At 56.5% G+C, this 15,627-nt stretch carries 10 protein-coding genes and 2 pseudogenes; 5 read left to right on the forward strand and 7 right to left on the reverse strand.

The genetic code is table 11. From position 1 onward, the window contains the following. Nucleotides 1-163 precede the first annotated feature (163 nt). Both FQ187_RS27040 and FQ187_RS27045 read left to right on the forward strand, forming a co-directional pair. The gene (locus tag FQ187_RS27040) at nt 164-1,156 is read left to right on the forward strand and encodes an SUMF1/EgtB/PvdO family nonheme iron enzyme (protein WP_149631813.1); all 993 of its coding nucleotides are present in this window, start codon (nt 164-166) and stop codon (nt 1,154-1,156) included. Nucleotides 1,157-1,270: 114 nt separating this feature from the next. Continuing rightward, complete coding sequence (locus FQ187_RS27045) at nt 1,271-2,263, forward strand: SUMF1/EgtB/PvdO family nonheme iron enzyme (protein WP_256667457.1); 993 nt, start codon at nt 1,271-1,273, stop codon at nt 2,261-2,263. A 51-nt stretch (nt 2,264-2,314) separates the two neighbouring features. Here FQ187_RS27045 and FQ187_RS27050 read toward each other — a convergent pair whose 3' ends face one another. The 4 genes from FQ187_RS27050 to FQ187_RS27065 form a co-directional block, all read right to left on the reverse strand. Further along, nucleotides 2,315-4,822, reverse strand: coding sequence for a LysM domain-containing protein (locus tag FQ187_RS27050; protein ID WP_149631814.1), 2,508 nt, complete (start codon nt 4,820-4,822; stop codon nt 2,315-2,317). A gap of 19 nt (nt 4,823-4,841) precedes the next feature. Beyond that, nucleotides 4,842-5,675, reverse strand: a complete 834-nt coding sequence (locus FQ187_RS27055) for a DUF4123 domain-containing protein (protein ID WP_149631815.1) — start codon at nt 5,673-5,675, stop codon at nt 4,842-4,844. After that, nucleotides 5,672-7,747 (reverse strand): type VI secretion system tip protein TssI/VgrG, encoded by a 2,076-nt coding sequence (gene tssI / locus FQ187_RS27060; protein WP_149631816.1) that lies wholly within the window; start codon nt 7,745-7,747, stop codon nt 5,672-5,674. Before tssI ends, FQ187_RS27055 begins: the two co-directional genes overlap by 4 nt. 131 nt (nt 7,748-7,878) lie before the next feature. Then, entirely contained in the window at nt 7,879-8,394 is a 516-nt protein-coding gene (locus FQ187_RS27065) for an Hcp family type VI secretion system effector (RefSeq protein WP_054051032.1), read from the reverse strand. A gap of 444 nt (nt 8,395-8,838) precedes the next feature. Between FQ187_RS27065 and FQ187_RS27070 the strand changes: the two genes are divergently transcribed. Then, nucleotides 8,839-9,516: a type 1 glutamine amidotransferase domain-containing protein gene (locus tag FQ187_RS27070; RefSeq protein ID WP_149631817.1), complete on the forward strand. Its 678-nt coding sequence runs from the start codon at nt 8,839-8,841 to the stop codon at nt 9,514-9,516. A 94-nt stretch (nt 9,517-9,610) separates the two neighbouring features. Here FQ187_RS27070 and FQ187_RS27075 read toward each other — a convergent pair whose 3' ends face one another. The 3 genes and pseudogenes from FQ187_RS27075 to FQ187_RS27085 all read right to left on the reverse strand — a co-directional run bounded on the left by FQ187_RS27075 (nt 9,611) and on the right by FQ187_RS27085 (nt 13,534). After that, complete coding sequence (locus FQ187_RS27075; RefSeq protein ID WP_149631818.1) at nt 9,611-10,990, reverse strand: VOC family protein; 1,380 nt, start codon at nt 10,988-10,990, stop codon at nt 9,611-9,613. Nucleotides 10,991-11,100: 110 nt separating this feature from the next. After that, complete coding sequence (locus FQ187_RS27080) at nt 11,101-12,057, reverse strand: alpha/beta fold hydrolase (RefSeq protein WP_149631819.1); 957 nt, start codon at nt 12,055-12,057, stop codon at nt 11,101-11,103. A 22-nt stretch (nt 12,058-12,079) separates the two neighbouring features. Further along, nucleotides 12,080-13,534 (reverse strand): annotated as a pseudogene (locus tag FQ187_RS27085) (flavin-containing monooxygenase). Between the two features lie 193 nt (nt 13,535-13,727). Here FQ187_RS27085 and FQ187_RS27090 point away from each other — a divergent pair. Continuing rightward, nucleotides 13,728-14,801, forward strand: coding sequence for a diguanylate cyclase (locus tag FQ187_RS27090; RefSeq protein ID WP_149631820.1), 1,074 nt, complete (start codon nt 13,728-13,730; stop codon nt 14,799-14,801). A gap of 114 nt (nt 14,802-14,915) precedes the next feature. After that, nucleotides 14,916-15,505 (forward strand): annotated as a pseudogene (locus tag FQ187_RS27095) (peptidase dimerization domain-containing protein); the annotation flags it as partial. Nucleotides 15,506-15,627 lie beyond the last annotated feature (122 nt).

Below are 15,627 nucleotides of genomic sequence, written 5' to 3' on the forward strand. Positions count from 1 at the left end.
CTGAACCAACATAGCCGCAAAGCGGCATTTGCATGCCTTGATTGTGTCCGATCTGTCAAAACCGGTTGCCGGGGTTTCAGTGATAGGCTCGGTATCGGGCTTTGTGGTGCAGGCGGGGAGTGATAAGGTTCTGGCATTGTTGTAGTTGATAAGGAAATCGCTTGTGTTACGTCAGCTTGTATTTGCCCTGCCAGCATTGATTCTGCTCGGCTGCCAGGCAGAATCCGAACCCTTGCCGCACAGCCAGAATCTCGCGCCAGAAAAAGTCGCGGCGATCGCGGCCACGATCAAGAATAAATACCCGAACCTTTCCAGCGAACTGCGTGGCAAGGTGCTCAACACCGTGGTGCAGTCGATCGACAATATGGTATTTGTCGAAGACGGTCAGTTTGATATGGGCGACTTCGGGTGGATGTGTGAGTATGACGAAAAGGATGTGTGCACCTGGCCTTGTGGTCAGGATCCGGAGCAGCTTTGTAATATCAGTTCGGGTGGTGATGATGATTTTGTGCATCCGGTAAAGCTGAGCAGTTATTACCTGTCGAAATTTCAGGTTGCGTTGGGTAATTTCGATTTGTTTTTTGTTGCGAACGGAAAGCCTCTGTTTGATGCTAAATATCGAGATAGAGAAGATCTAAAAGATATACTTTTTTATCCAGTATTACCTGCTCCCACACAAAGCTGGCAGGAGGCCAAAGATTACTGTCAATGGATTGGCCAACTAAGTGGTTATCCCGTGGACCTACCCTCTGAGGCGCAGTGGGAGTATGCCGCCCGCAGTCGAGGCGAGCATGTGTTGTTTCCAACCGATACTGGGAGTCTCAGCTACGGGGAAAATTTTCCAATGGAGTCTGAAACAGCCGCGTTTCCTGTGAAACGTTTCCCTCCTAACCCTTTGGGTCTTTACGGTATGTCAGGCAATGCTACTGACTGGGTCAACGATTGGTATGGAAAAGATTATTATCAGCACTCACCCTTAGAATATCCGCAGGGACCAGACACTGGTACTAAGAGAATAAAAAGGGGATCAAATTATTCTGAGGCGTCTTTGTTCGCCGCTCCTATAGTCCGACGTTGGGCTGAAGAGCCAGATCAAGGTGGTCACTATCAAGGTAACAGCTTCCGTTGTGCGATTCAGTCGGATAGGCTGCTATAGCTCACTGATCCGAAAACTCCGAGGTACAGCGGGGAAAATCAGTAGTCTGGCTATGTTGTGCAGTCGCGGGATGTTAATGTTCGGTCTTTGTCGCATTTTATAAGGATATTGCCAGTGCTACGTCAGCTTGTACTTGCCTTGCCAGCCATGATGTTTTTGGTCGGCTGCGAGGCGGAATCCGGCCCCTTGCCAAGCAGCAAGAGCCTTGCACCAGAGAAAGTCGCGGCCATTGCGGCTACCATTGAGAAGAAGTACCCCGATCTTTCCAGCGAGATTCGCGGCAAGGTACTCAATACCGTCGTGCAGTCCATCGACAATATGGTGTTTGTCGAAGGCGGTCAGTTTGATATGGGCGACTTTGGCTGGATTTGTGAATATGACGAAAAGGAAGTGTGTACCTGGCCTTGCGGGCAAGATCCTGAGCAGCTTTGCAATATCAGTCCAGATGGTAATGACGACTTCGTTCATGTGGTAAAACTAAGTAGCTACTATTTTTCGAAGTTTCAGACTTCTTTAGGTGATTTTGATCTGTTTTTTATTGCGTCCGGACAGCCATTATTTGATCTTGAGAAGCGTAAGAGGGAAGACTTACAGTTTCGCTACAATTCGAGTTTACCTGCGTTCACTAAAACTTGGCAGGAAGCAAAAGATTACTGCAGTTGGGTTGGTCAGCTAAGTGGTTATATCGTAGATTTGCCGACTGAGGCGCAATGGGAATATGCCGCGCGTAGTCGTGGTCTGCATGTATTGTTTCCGACTGATAACGGTAGCTTGAACTACGGTAAGAATTTTCCAGTAGAAGGCGAGGGTAAAACGTTTTTAGTCAATCGTTTTACTCCAAATCCGTTAGGGATTTATAACATGTCAGGTAATGCCACTGACTGGGTTAACGATTGGTACGGTAAAGATTATTACCAACATTCCCCGATGGATAATCCGCAAGGACCGTCTACGGGCACAGAGAAAGTCAAGCGCGGTTCGAATTATCCTGAAGCGCCTTTGTTCGCTGCTCCCATTGTAAGGCGCTGGCCTGATAAACCTGTCAAGGATGCGTACTATCCAGGCACTGGCTTTCGCTGCGCTATTCAGTCAGACAAACCGCTGTAATCAAAGTACATAACAAGGGTGCCATTGGTGCCCTTACTCCTCACTTTGGACTCAAGCCAAGCCGTCAAACAGATTGCTGCGTCGTGCGGCAACTAATATATCTTCCTTGCGCCATGACGGGCCCGGCGTCCAAGCCAACATGCCATCTGAACGCAATGAAGCGTTGCCGTTGACTGCTAAGGTTTCGATGAACTTATTGAATTCACGTTGTTCTTTGCCATCTAGTAGCGCGTTGATACGATTCAAGCTATCCATGGCCAAGACTTTTTCACCGCCCTTTGAACAGTGTTCTAATACTTCGAAGAAGTGCCTCCAGCTATGTAAGTGCGAAAGCAAAAGTACGACTGCCTTTTGCTGGTCGTCAGCCCAGCTTTCGATAAAGCTCTCTGTTAATAGATATACCATCGGCCCGATGGTTTCTGGTGGCAGCATTTTGAGCGGGATTTTTTTGCCATTTACAATGATGGACTGATTGTCGAGTAAATATTTCGCCAAATGTTGCGCTTCTAGCTTAGTGGCTTTTCGATCTTCCCACCAAAGCCCCATCCTACTCGCCCCATCCTCAAATGCCTTGGCTGCAGCGTTTCCGGGATGCGTGGCGATTTGAAATAGACCTTGGGCCATGTAATTGAAAGCATCCTCAGTCACTGCAAGCTGGTAGTGAAAATCCGCTTTCGACAATGCACTGCAAAACACATACGCCAGATTACCGACCTGCTCTAAATCCACCGCCGTTCCAAAACCACCGCCGGCACCCGGACCAAATACCAGGCTGGCCTTGCAGTTAATTTCCAAGCGATCACTTCGAATGATAATGCCGAAATCAAAACTTGCTCCAATGCCAAGCGCCACGTTGCCTTCAGTCTTGATCTCAACCAGGCTCGCCCAGTCTGTACTGCCACTGTCATTTGCTTGACCCGCCACAATCTTGCCGCCACCTTGCTTGGCCGGATCAAGCCACTTCAACGTCCCGGTGACAGTACCGCCACTTTGCACGCCGGCAAAGGCATTGCCCTTCAAACCTACGGCACCTCCACGCTTTTTATCCACCGCCATACTGGGTGAACTGAGCAACGCCGTCGCGCCAGAAGCTTCAACTTCCTTGGGTTTGTATTGTGCTTTAACGCCAGCCTGGCCTTGCGCCGTCGCACCGACGAAACACGACAGCTCCACTTTTCCGTCAAGACGGAAGATGCCGATGTCGCTCACCACTTCCTTGCCTTCGGCGTTGCGGTAAGGCATCCGCACCACATACCCGCCCTGGTCGGGGAAGAAGCTCTTGAGTGCGACCGAACCTTCCGCCAGCGAGATTGCAGCGCTGGCCTTAACGCCCACTTCGATGTTGCCCTTGCCGGGTTCCCAGCTATTGATACCGGCGCTGGCTGTGGCGGCGAAACGGAAGGCGTGGGCTTCGGCGGAGACGGCGTATTTAGCCGAGTCTGCCTGGTTGGAAGTCCAGGAGCATTCTTTATGCAGCGCATTAAGCAAATTGTCGTCCTTGCTCGTCCAGGTCGTAAATTTGGCTTCCAGACCGCCTAGGGGACTGGTTTTACGGCTTTCATTGACGGCGGACTTAATGTCCTTGAACAGTTCTTTAGCCAGGTTTTTATCGAGCGGCTTGCCCTGCATTACCTTCGTGCTGACCTTCACTTTCCAGTCAAGCTGTTCCCGGTAACTCATCGGTATGTAGTGCCGGCGGCTTGGGTCGCTGAACGAGATGACTTCGATGACGGTAATGCCCGTTTTTACTTGCCGACCCTTTTGGCTTTCGGAGGTTTTTCCCTTGCCATGCTTGATGTCAGGCGCAGCGCTGTTGGCGCTGGTGGAACTGTCGCCGGCTTCGGCCTTTCCTTGCGCTGCGATTTTGGTTCGCAGGGATTCAATCTCGGCGTTCAATTCGAGTACTTTTTTAGCTTGGAGCTGTTTCCAGTTGCTCTCCAGGTAGTTGCCCCCAAGCGATACCTTCGGCGTATAACGCTGATACCAGTCACGTGCCTGTTGCACGGTTGCCAACTGACCTTGCAAGTCTTCTTTGCGCGTAACCGCCTTTGCGGTCGCTTTTTCCGGCGGTGGCTCTGATCGCTGCACCAGGCCGGCACCTTCGGCCTTGGCGTTCCAGGCGTCTTTGACACAGCGCGAGCAGGCGCAACTGGTCTGAGGATTTGACGCTTTGGTGCATTTGCTCGTTTCGGTGGCTTTGGCCAGGTTCTGGTGCAGCTCGTCCATGAGTTTCTTGACGAGGTCAGTCTGCGTTTTGAGTGCTTTTGACTCTTTTTCCGACAGAACGTAAAAAGTGTCTTCACCGGTGATATGCACCACGTCCACCAGTTCGTCCTTGCATTGGGCTTCGCCCTTGACGCTGGTGGTGCTCTGGTTGTCCGCATGCTTGGGCGGCGGCAATATTTTGGCTGCGGGCAACGTCAACACCCAGCCGACCTTGATGTGGTTGGGGTCGGTAATGATTGGATTCAGTGCCCGCAGGTCTGCCGACGAGCATTTGTTCGTACTGGCGATACTGCCGAGGGTGTCGCCACTTTTAACCGTGTAGGTGTTGCTCATTGCTCATCGTCCTTGTGATTCAAAGGCTTTCCAGCTGAGTCAATTTTTCACCCAGCGCCACGTCGTTACGAGCCAGAAGTTCTGCATCCGGGGCGTTTGCCCAAAAGGAGTCTCCACGGCTTATGGCGAGGCGTAGCCAGCGCTCCTGATCTGCCATCTGTTGGTAGCCCGCTTGTTGTCCGGCCAGCAATTGACGAAGTACAAACTCGACGGTGTCTTCGGCAGGCAACACTTCGCGATAGTCTTCGGCAAAGCGTGCTGCAATGACCTTCAATCGACCTTGCTCAATCGATTCTTCGCGCTCTGGACTCAAGTAAAGCCAAGCGGGCGGTTGCAGTTCGGTGGCGGGACTTTTGGGGGCCTTGGCGCAATACCACCAGCCCATTTCGTTACGCCAGGCCATGCCGGTGAACGGCCCAATAAACTGGGCGCGCTCAGTTTCATTGAGGCTGCGCAGCAGGGGCTCCAACCAACGTGGATCGAAAAACCGCATCATTTGTTGCGGCGCGTCGTCGGTGCGCACAGTGAGCAGGCTTTGCCAGTGTTCAACCCCGTTATCCAAGGCTTGCTCATTGCTCAGCCAGGCCACGCAACCGGCGTCGGACTGCTCCAGCAAGGCACTGGCATAGGCCGTCGAGTCGCCTTTTGCAGGGCACACGACAACGTAAGGTCCAGCAGGTTGAAGTTCGGCATATGGCGTGTTGAGGAATAGTGGAATACACCGAGGGCGAGATTGTTCGTCACCTTGAAACAGACGCGTCAGCAAATCCGCATCAAAGCTGCCATCCAGAATCAGGCACATGGTGCCCGGTGACGCAGCTTGCTCGAACGGCGAAGGAATCGAGTCCATCATGCTGTTTTACCCGGCTGGTGAATGGGGCAATGGCCGGAGGCATCGAGGTGACACGAAGGGGTAGGTAGTAGCGCCCCCGTTTTTGCTTGCGCTTTATACGATGCAAGGGAAGGCGCAACGACCTGGCCGGCCTTGTCGGCATCCGCCTGTTTCAGCACGCCGGGCATCAGCGGTGCCGCCCCCGTTCCATTCCCCGGACTCCCCCCGGAATTCATGTTGATCACCGGCCCGCTCATGGTCACGCCGCTCGCATCAATCTTGATGAAGCTGCCGCCGCCCTTAAGGGTCAGTTCGCTGCCGGCTTCGAGCACGACTTTCATGCCGCTGCTCAGGTGGATTTCCTGGCCGGCTTCGATGAACTGGCCGGTGCCGACCTTGATGTGTTGGTTGACGCCCACGGTGAGGTGGTCGTTGGCGCGGGTTTCGACTTTGCGGTCGGCGTAGACGGTGTGGTGTTCTTCAGCCTTGAATTCGCTGTAGCTGTTCTTCTCTACGGTGTCGTGGCGTTCGTTGCCGACGCGGATTTTCTGGTCGTGCTCGACGTTTTCGTCCCAGTCGCGCTGGGCGTGCAGGAAGATTTGTTCCTGGCCCTTTTTGTCTTCGATGCGCAGTTCGTTGTAACCGCCGCCACCGGGGGAGCTCAGGGTTTTGAAGGTGCTGCGGGTCTTGTTCGCCGGCAGGGCGTACGGGACGACGTTTTCCTTGTGGTACAGGCAGCCGCTGATCAGCGGTTGATCGGGGTCGCCTTCGAGGAAGGTGACGAGCACTTCCATGCCGATGCGCGGGATGGCAATGCCGCCGTAGTGGGCGCCGGCCCAGGCGGAGGAAACGCGCAGCCAGCAGCTGGTCTTGTCATCGGCCTGGCCTTCGCGGTCCCAATGGAATTGCACTTTGACGCGACCGTATTGGTCGCAGTGGATTTCTTCACCTTTTGGCCCGGTGACCATGGCGCTTTGGCTGCCGAGGATGCGCGGCTTTTTCTGGGTCAGCGGTGGCCGGTTCGGCACGTCCCACGGGGTGGCCTGGAAGCGGTTGCGGTAGCCCTGGTGGAAATCGTCTTTCAGGTTAGTGGTGCTGCTGGTGACAGACTCTTCCAGCACTTGCGGCTGTTTGCCTTCGTGGAGGATTTCGGTCAGCAGCCACAGATCGTTCCATTTGGCTTTTGGATGTTGGGTCAGGGCCAGGAAGTGGCCGCTGACCAGCAACGGCTGATCGCTTTTGCCTTCGGCGAGCTGGAAGTCGCTGCGGTGACGTTCGAGGGCGCGTTTGGCCAGGTGCTTGCCGCGTTCGCGGTCGATAAAGCGACCGGGATAGTCGTAGTCTTCGAGGTCGGGCAGGGCATCGCCACGATTTTCGCTTTCCAGCGTCAGGCGCGGTTTTTCGAAGTCGTAGTCGCGGCGGGTGGTGCGGCTGGTGCGGGTTTCCAGGCGCAGGTCGAAGCGCTTGATCACCGGGTCGTTGGCGACCATGCCGGAGTCTTGCTGGTAGGCCACGGGGGCGAGTTTCGGGAACACCGTTTGGTCATCACCGAACACCAGCTTGTGGGCCGTGGCGCTGTGCTGGAAGTGGTAGTGGATACCTTCCTCCTCGCACAGACGCTGGACGAACTGCAGATCCGATTCATCGTACTGAACGCAGTAAATGCGCTCGGGATAAATCGCTCCGACTTGGAATTCGTAGGCATTGCTTTGGATGCCGTGCTCTTCGAGGACCATCCCGATGATTTTCGGCACGGTGAGGTTCTGGAAGATGCGTTGGTTGATGCGGTGCGCCAGGTAGGACAATTGCGGACGCAGGGTCACCGCGTAGCGGGTCAGGCGTTTGCCGGAATCACCTTGGGCGGCGCGGTAGATCTGGCCATGGATGCCGCTGCCGTCAGGCGAGAGCTGCAAGAAGGCCGGTTTGTGCAGCAGGGTCTCGAGGTCTAGGGACGGCTGTTCACTGACCAGCTCCACCTCAAACACAAAAGGCTGGCTGATGGCTTCCCGACCTTGCAGGGCAAGCACCTGGAGATCGTTATCCAGACCTTCGATAGTCAGGGCAAAGTGAGTCTGATTGGCCGGCGCGAACATCCCTTGTTCCTCGTGCAGTGCTGCGGCGCACGCCAATACCTGAAACAGGAATCAGCAGACGCAAAATTCTGGAAAGGCGAAAACAACATCGACCAGCAGAGCTGGCCGATGCTTGAGACGGTCGGCCTGAGTTAGGCGACCGGCTGACGCCAGTCATCGGAACCCGAAGTACCGGATACTTCGTGGGTCCAGGTGATTTTGCGGTAGGTGAATTGCACTTCTTCCAGGTGCGTGAAGTGCGAGTTCGACGGGTCCTGGCAGTTGTGCATTTTGTTGTTGATGGCGACGATGATCGCGTCTTCCAGTTTGGTGGTGTAGTAGTGCTCTTGGGTACCTTGAGCCGAGGTGCGGTACCACTGGATAACGATTTCGCTCATGCGCTCGCCGGAGGTCAGAGCCGCCTGCAGCAGTGGCGAAGCCTTGTCGTACACCTTGGTGATCACGACTGGCTTGTGGACGCGCTGACCGGTCGGTTGGCCGGACTGCGGGTCACGCGGGATGATCACGTCGTGGCTGAAAGCCTGAACCATGACCTGGTCTTCGTGACCTTCCTGGTAGGTGTTGCCAACGGAGTCGGCGGTGAACGCGCCGGCAGTGATCAGACCTTGTTTCTCGCCAGTGACGGACATGTACGCTGGTGTAGCCATGGATGTGCTCCTTGCTAAAAGTTAGGGTGCCCGGGAGGCGGTATCGCCCGGTGGGTGCCTGACTGTTATCAAGGTCCGTGCCAGAAACGGTTAAGGTTATATAAATCAGGTGGTTGAGAGGGTTTTCAGCGCTCGCGAAGATTGTTCGGCCGCGATTGCCTGTGGATGTGCGCAAGAAGTTGCGCAGTACTGCGCAACTTCTTGCGCACTTGGCTGGGGCGCCTGACAGGCCGGGCGATCAGCCACCCGGGAAGAGCTTTTGCAGCGGTGAGTGCGCAACTTCTTGCGCATCAAGGCGGTTGGCCATCATTCGGTGACCCATCGTCTGATTTGCCGAAAACCGGTAGCAGAACCGCTAGGGTGACAGGTGCAACGATTGCTGCAGCCTGGAGGTCAAACTCAGCGCCGAGATGAATGAACATCTGCGAACTCAAGGAGAACGACATGAAAATCCTGATGGTTCTAACGTCACACGATCAATTGGGTGACACGGGTAAGAAAACCGGCTTTTGGCTGGAGGAATTCGCCGCACCGTATTTCGCCTTCAAGGACGCCGGCGCTCAGTTGACCCTGGCCTCGCCCAAGGGCGGTCAACCACCGCTGGACCCAAAAAGCGACGAGCCCGACGCGCAAACCGCAGCCACCGAGCGCTTTCGCAAAGATTCCGCCGCCCAGTCCGCATTGGCGTCTACCGCTCTGCTGAGCAGCGCGAGAGCTGAAGATTACGATGCGATTTTCTATCCGGGCGGCCATGGCCCGCTGTGGGATTTGGCCGAAGACAAAATTTCGATCGCTCTGATCGAGACGTTTTACCAGGCGGGCAAACCGGTCGCGGCCGTCTGCCACGCACCGGGTGTGTTGCGTCACGTCAAGGGCGCGGATGGCCAGCCGCTGGTCAAAGGCAAGCGCGTGACGGGGTTTACCAATACTGAGGAAGAGGCAGTGCAACTGACGAAGGTTGTGCCGTTTTTGGTGGAGGACATGCTTAAGGAGAAGGGTGGTGTCTATTCCAAGGGGGCTGACTGGGCCAGTTATGTGCTCACTGATGGTTTGCTGATTACCGGTCAGAATCCGGCGTCGTCCGAGGCTGCCGCTGAGGCATTGTTGGCGAAGCTGAAATAGGATCAAAAGATCGTCCGAACGCGGCCCGAGGCTGCGGCAACTCCTACATGGGACTCCTGTAAGAGCTGCCGCAGGCTGCGATCTTTTCAACGTGTCATCGCGTAATAGCGGCGAAACATTCCTCGATCGAGCGCCGCTGTGTCTCGGCATATAACGCCAACTCATCAATCGTCGATCGCCCCAGCGCCTTTTCGAACACCTGCCGGTTCGATTGCACACCATAGTGGGTTTGCGCCGCATCCCCCAGGTTCGACTGAAAAATCCCCGCTGCGCTGACTGGCAGGAAATCTTCGTACACCAACGGTTCAACCCGCAAATACCCGCCGCTGAGCAGATCCTCCAGCGACCACGATTTCAACTCGTCGGCTCCCAACCCTTTTTCCGTGACGAAGTAGCGAAAGTACGCCAGTTCCTCTCGGCGCATGCCCTCAACGGTGTCAGGGAATTCTGCAAAGTGCTGCACCATCAGCGCGTTGTAACGAGCGGCGTTGGCTTCATTGGGGAAATCTTTCAATTCATCACGGGCAGCGTTGAGCAAACGGTCATAAAGCGCCCGGCCTTTGGGGGTGAGTGCAGCACCGCGTTGCTCGATTTCGCCGAAACGGGCGCTGTGGCTGCCACGATTCTCGGCTTGATCGGTGAAGGCGACAGGCTCGTCCAGGGCCTTGAAACTGGTCTGGCGCAGCAGGATCGGGCACTGACGGCGGGGCGGGCCTTCGATCACCGCTTTGGGGGTGATGCCGTGGGCAGGCATTTGCGCCTGGACCATGTCGATGTCCAGGGTGCGCGGCGTCAGGTGGTTGATATGCGGGCCGGTGAACGCCACCACGTCGGCGATCAGGCGATGCTGGGCGCTGAGTTTGCGGTACTGCTCGGCGGTCACGGTGGCGGTGTGGTGCCAGCGGAACGTTTCCAGCGCCTGCTCGACGAAATCCTGAGCCTCCTGTTCGGTGAGGCCGCCCTGGGTTTCGGCGCGCTCGATGAGAATCAGCGCAGTGGGCGTGAAAATCGAACGCTTATCCAGCACCGATTGGGCGAACGCTCGCAGTTCCAGGTCTTCGATCAGTTCCAGGCGCAGCAGGGAAGTGAATACCCGGAACGGACTGACCTGCAACGCCGCTTCATGCACCGCGCGAAAAGCCGTGGAGTGCACCGGCACGCCGGCCGGGGTCAGGTCGTAATAACCCACCGGCTGCATGCCCATCACCGCAAACAGCCGGGCGAGGGTGGCCAGTTCATCGGCGGTGCCAACACGGATCGCGCCATGCCGCTCCAGGTCCAGGCGCTGGATTTCACCGGTGCTGTTCAACTGTCGGGCGATCTGTGGATCGCTGTCCAGCACGTGACGGTTGGTCTGTTCCGCCAGTTCCATCAGCGCGCCGTACAGCGGCACTTCTTCGCGGTACATGTCGGACATCGCTTTGGAGAAGCGTTGGCGGATCAGGTCAGGGCTGACGAAGTTCGGGTGACTCATGAAAGAATTCCTGGCGCGGTGACGTAAAGGATGCGGGAAAAGATCGCAGCCTTGCGCGGCGCTGACAAACGAAGAATCTTACGAACTTCATTCTGCAAAGGACTGTTGGTTCAATGCAGCCGCTGATCCTGAGGGCTTTCCGAACGCAGCGATGCCAAAAACTCCCGATACAACCGCGCCGTGTTCGTCGGTTGTTCCACCATCGGCATATGGCCGGTGTGGTCCCAGACTTCCACTCGCAGATCGGCGATGCCTTTGCTCCAGATCGCCACGCTGCTGACATCGATCAAGCGGTCCTTGTGTCCCCACAGCAACAGCGCCTGGCACTTGATGTCGGGCAGTTTCGGCTCCATCGGCGGGCTGGCACGGAAGTCGTTGAAGATTTCTTCCAGCTCATCGCGACTCTGTTCATAGCGTTGCGCGATGGCGTCCAGCACCACCTTGGGTACCCACGGCGGTTCGGCCATGGTCATGGCGTAGAAACGCTGGAATTCTTCCCTTGAGTGAATAAGGAACGGGTTGTGGCCCTTGGCCAAATGCCGCTCCAGGTCGCTGGCTTCGGGCGCGGTGACACCTGCGGGGTCGATCAGGGCCACCGAAACGATGCGATCCGGGTACGTTGCCGCCAGCCATGCTGCCATGTAACCGCCCATCGAGTTACCGATCACATGGACTTTCTCGACGCCGCAGACATCGAGCAACTGGATCATCCGCTTGGCCTGCAAGGGAATGTCGTAGCCGCCGCCCGCCTTGAAGCCGGTTTCGCCATGGCCGGCGATGTCGGGGATGATCACCCGATAGTTGCCGACAAAGTGCCGGGCAAAACGCAGCCAGATGTTCTTGTCGGCGCTGTAGCCGTGGAGCATCAGCACGCTGCTGGACGCTTCGTACGGCCCGCCTTGCCAGGTCGAGACGGTCATTTCGGCGATCGGCACGACAATTTTGTGCAGTCCATACAGCTTGGCCTCTATCGACATGTCCAGGTCATAGAGCCAAGAACCGATGGCCGGGTAACTCAACCAGCTCCAGGCCGCGAAAACTGCGATTGCGACAACCAACAAAAGCATCAGGCATCTTCCTTTTACGTGATCAGGACAGAATGTGATCGGCGGGTTTCAGCGCCCTGGTCAACCGGTGATAGCTGAAACTGAAGCCCGGAAACATCGCAATCACATGACCGCTCTTGCTTTGATACCAACTGTGGCAGCCCCCGGACTTCCATACGGTGCGTTCCATTTCCCGGTGGATCATTTCAGTGTAGGTACGTTCTGCTTCGGGGCGTACTTCGATGCTGCGCAAACCGTGTTCTTTTAACGTGCGGATGCAATCGAGAATGTAATTCATCTGGGACTCGATGATGAACAGCGCCGAGGTGTGGCCAATGCCCGTGTTGGGGCCGGTGACGATAAACAGGTTGGGGAAGTCCGGCAGGCTGGTGCCGAGATAGACCCGCGGATACTGGGCCCAGAAATCTTTGAGTTGTGTGCCGTTTTTGCCGGTGACCGGGTAGGAAATCACCCCGTCGGTGGCGTCGTAACCGGTGGGCCAGACGATCAGGTCCAGGTCGATGTGTTGGCCGTCCTGGGTGACGATGCCGGTTTCATCGATGGCGGCGATGCCTTGCTCGCGGCTGTGCAAGCTCACGTTACTGCGACCCAGCGCTGGATACAGGGTGCTTGAGACGATTATCCGTTTGCAGCCGATTGCGTAATCCGGCGTGAGTTTTCGCCTCAGTTCAGGGTCGGGCACTTGCCGCTTGAGAACGCGCAGAGCGTGTTGCTGGACCAAGCGGATCGCTGGTTTCGAATACTTGAAGGCAATCACTCGGGTTTCGAACAGCCAGTAGATCATCCAGCGCAACAGTTTGTAGGCCGGTTTGAGCCCCAGCAACCAACGTTGGAAAGGCCCAAAGGCGCGGTCGGCCCGAGGCAATACCCAGTGAGGCGTGCGCTGGAATACATGCAAATGCTCGACGTCCGGGGCAATCGTCGGAATCACCTGGGCGGCGCTGGGGCCGCTGCCAACGATGGCCACGCGTTTTTGCCGGTAATCGTAGGCGTGATCCCAGTTGTTGGTGTGAAAAGTCTTGCCCTGAAACCGCTCCTGGCCCTCGAAGTGTGGAATCACGGGTTGGCTCAGCGGCCCGGTGGCGTTGATCAGGAACTGCGCATGGAACGTGCCTTTGCTTGCTGTGTGCACCGCCCAGCGTTTGTCGTCATCGTCCCATTCGATGCGCTCGACATTGGCCTGCAGTTCCACCTTGTCTCGTAGGCCGAAGTGCTCCACCACGTACTGGGTGTAGTGGTGCAGTTCGGCCTGCTCGGCGAACATTTTCGTTCAGCGGTAGGGCGCGAAGGACAGCGAATAGAGCGGCGAGGGCACGTCGACCGCGGCACCAGGGTAGGTGTTTTGGCACCAGGTGCCGCCGAAAAAATCCCGCCGTTCCAGTAGACGGAAATCGCTGTTGCCTGCCTTGAGCAAATTGATCGCCGCGCACTGGCCGCCAAAACCGCTGCCGATGATCAACACTTGAAAGGTTTGCATGGGCCTCCTTTTTTATCGTTATTGATCGAACCCTTCTTTCATGTATATCCACACATTGGGCGCTCGCCTCATAGCGATGCCTTGGTATTCAACCCGCCGGCCGGTGATGGCTATTTGCCGTTGCCCTGATAGACTCTCACCACACTTGAAGCCCTTGTGTTTTCAGGTTCCGTTCAGTGGCGCAGAGGCCTCTATGGGAAAAACGGGAGGAAAAGGACTTTCACTGGCCAGGAGGCTCTATACATCGCGAACCCTGGGTTTGGCTTTGGGGCTGTTGCTCGTGAGCGCGGCGATGTATCCACTCAACCCTGCACCGTGGGTCTGGGTGGCGATGTTGCTCAACGCCGTACTCTGGCCGCCCCTGGCTTATCAATGGGCGCGTCGCGCGCAAGTGCCTTATCACGCCGAACACCGCAACCTGCTGGTGGACGCCTTTCTCGGCGGCTTTTGGGTTGCTGCCATGCACTTCAATCCGCTGCCCGGCGCGACGACCCTGGCCATGATGGCGATGAACAATGTGGCCATTGGTGGTTTACGGTTCCTGTTAGCGGGAACCGTGGCGCAGATTCTCGGGATGGGCGTCGGACTGCTGATTTTCTCCCCCGCCTTCATCCCGCAAACCAGCCAACTGCAGATGTATGCCTGTTTGCCCTTGATGTGTTTGTATCCGCTGGCATTGGGCTGGATTTGCTTCCGCCAGGCCCACACCCTCGGCCGACAAAAGCGTGAATTGCTGGCCCTGAGCCGCACCGACAGCCTCACCGGCCTGCTGAACCACGGCGCCTGGAAGGATAAGCTGGAAGTCGAATTCCAGCGTTGCAAACGTCAGCAGCAGGGCGGGGCGATTGCGCTGATCGACATCGATCATTTCAAATCCATAAACGACACCTACGGCCACGTTGCCGGGGACATCGTCCTGCGTCAGTTGAGCAAAATGCTCAAGCAGAACTTGCGCGCGGCGGATGTTGCCGGGCGCTACGGTGGTGACGAGTTCTGCGTGATCCTCCCGGACCTTCCGCTCACGAGCGCTGCGGCCGTGATGGATGCCCTGCGTGATCGCTTCGCCACCTTGGGTTATGAGCAGAGCCCGGCGCTGAAAGTCAGCCTGAGCATCGGCCTGGCCGCCTTCAACCCGGCACACACCGACGCGACCCTGTGGCTCAACGACGCCGACCAGGCGCTCTACGAAGCCAAAGCCACCGGTCGCAACCGCGTCATCTGTTGCGGCGATGGCGAACCGCATCACGAATTACTTGATTCGGTGTGAAACGTGATCGTTCCCACGCTTCTGCGTGGTTGCAAGTGTCGCATTCGGTCTAGAGCCCTGCCCCGCAGTCAAGCAGGGTGTTTTCCACCCCCGACACGAAACAAGGATCGATTCCTGACGTTCAATCTTCCTCGCTCCCTGCTGGCCACCAGCCTTGGCCTGACCCTCGCCCTCGGTGCATTCGCTCCCGCTGCCTTCGCCGAACCGCACAAACAAGTCCTCGCCGATTCCGAACAGTACAAGGGCGAAGCCCTGAAGTTACTCGAACGTTTGGTGAACATCGACTCCGGTTCCGGCTATGAACCGGGTGTGATGGATGACAAGGGCGGCATCGTTGCCGGGATCTACGCGCTGAAAGTCCTGAAAAACCTCGACTTCAAGGACTGCGCGCAAATCAAAAAGGCAGTGCCACCGCCGTGCTCAAGGCCAGCGACCGCATCAACGTTATTCCGGATCAAGCCACCGCCAAGGCCGATGTGCGGGCGGCGGTGCCGGAAGAGTTTGACCGGATCGAGAAGGACCTGGCGCGGGTTTCCAAAGACAAGCTGATTGCTGACACAGAAGTCACTACCACACTTCAGCGCGGATTGCCGCCGATGCCGCAAACGCCGGAATCGGATCGGTTGATGGCCATGGCTCAGGGGATTTACGGGGAGATTGGGCGCAAGTTGACGGAAGAGGGTAGCGGTGGGGCGGCGGATGCAGTGGTCTAATTTCCCCGGACACCCCGATAGGTGGAAAATACACCTATTGAGGAGTTCTCCATGACCGACAAACGCAAAGTATTCGACGACAGCTTCAAGCTGGAAGTTGTAAAGATGATCAA

This window comes from Pseudomonas sp. ANT_J28, assembly GCF_008370005.1.
GTDB lineage: Bacteria > Pseudomonadota > Gammaproteobacteria > Pseudomonadales > Pseudomonadaceae > Aquipseudomonas > Aquipseudomonas frigoris.

Coding starts and splice junctions, on each gene's coding strand:
- FQ187_RS27080 (WP_149631819.1), bottom strand. CDS start 12,057: ATGCTTTTGTTGGTTGTCGCAATCGCAGTTTTCGCGGCCTGGAGCTGG.
- FQ187_RS27065 (WP_054051032.1), bottom strand. CDS start 8,394: ATGGCTACACCAGCGTACATGTCCGTCACTGGCGAGAAACAAGGTCTG.
- FQ187_RS27070 (WP_149631817.1), top strand. CDS start 8,839: ATGAAAATCCTGATGGTTCTAACGTCACACGATCAATTGGGTGACACG.
- tssI (WP_149631816.1), bottom strand. CDS start 7,747: ATGTTCGCGCCGGCCAATCAGACTCACTTTGCCCTGACTATCGAAGGT.
- FQ187_RS27055 (WP_149631815.1), bottom strand. CDS start 5,675: ATGATGGACTCGATTCCTTCGCCGTTCGAGCAAGCTGCGTCACCGGGC.
- FQ187_RS27050 (WP_149631814.1), bottom strand. CDS start 4,822: ATGAGCAACACCTACACGGTTAAAAGTGGCGACACCCTCGGCAGTATC.
- FQ187_RS27075 (WP_149631818.1), bottom strand. CDS start 10,990: ATGAGTCACCCGAACTTCGTCAGCCCTGACCTGATCCGCCAACGCTTC.
- FQ187_RS27090 (WP_149631820.1), top strand. CDS start 13,728: ATGGGAAAAACGGGAGGAAAAGGACTTTCACTGGCCAGGAGGCTCTAT.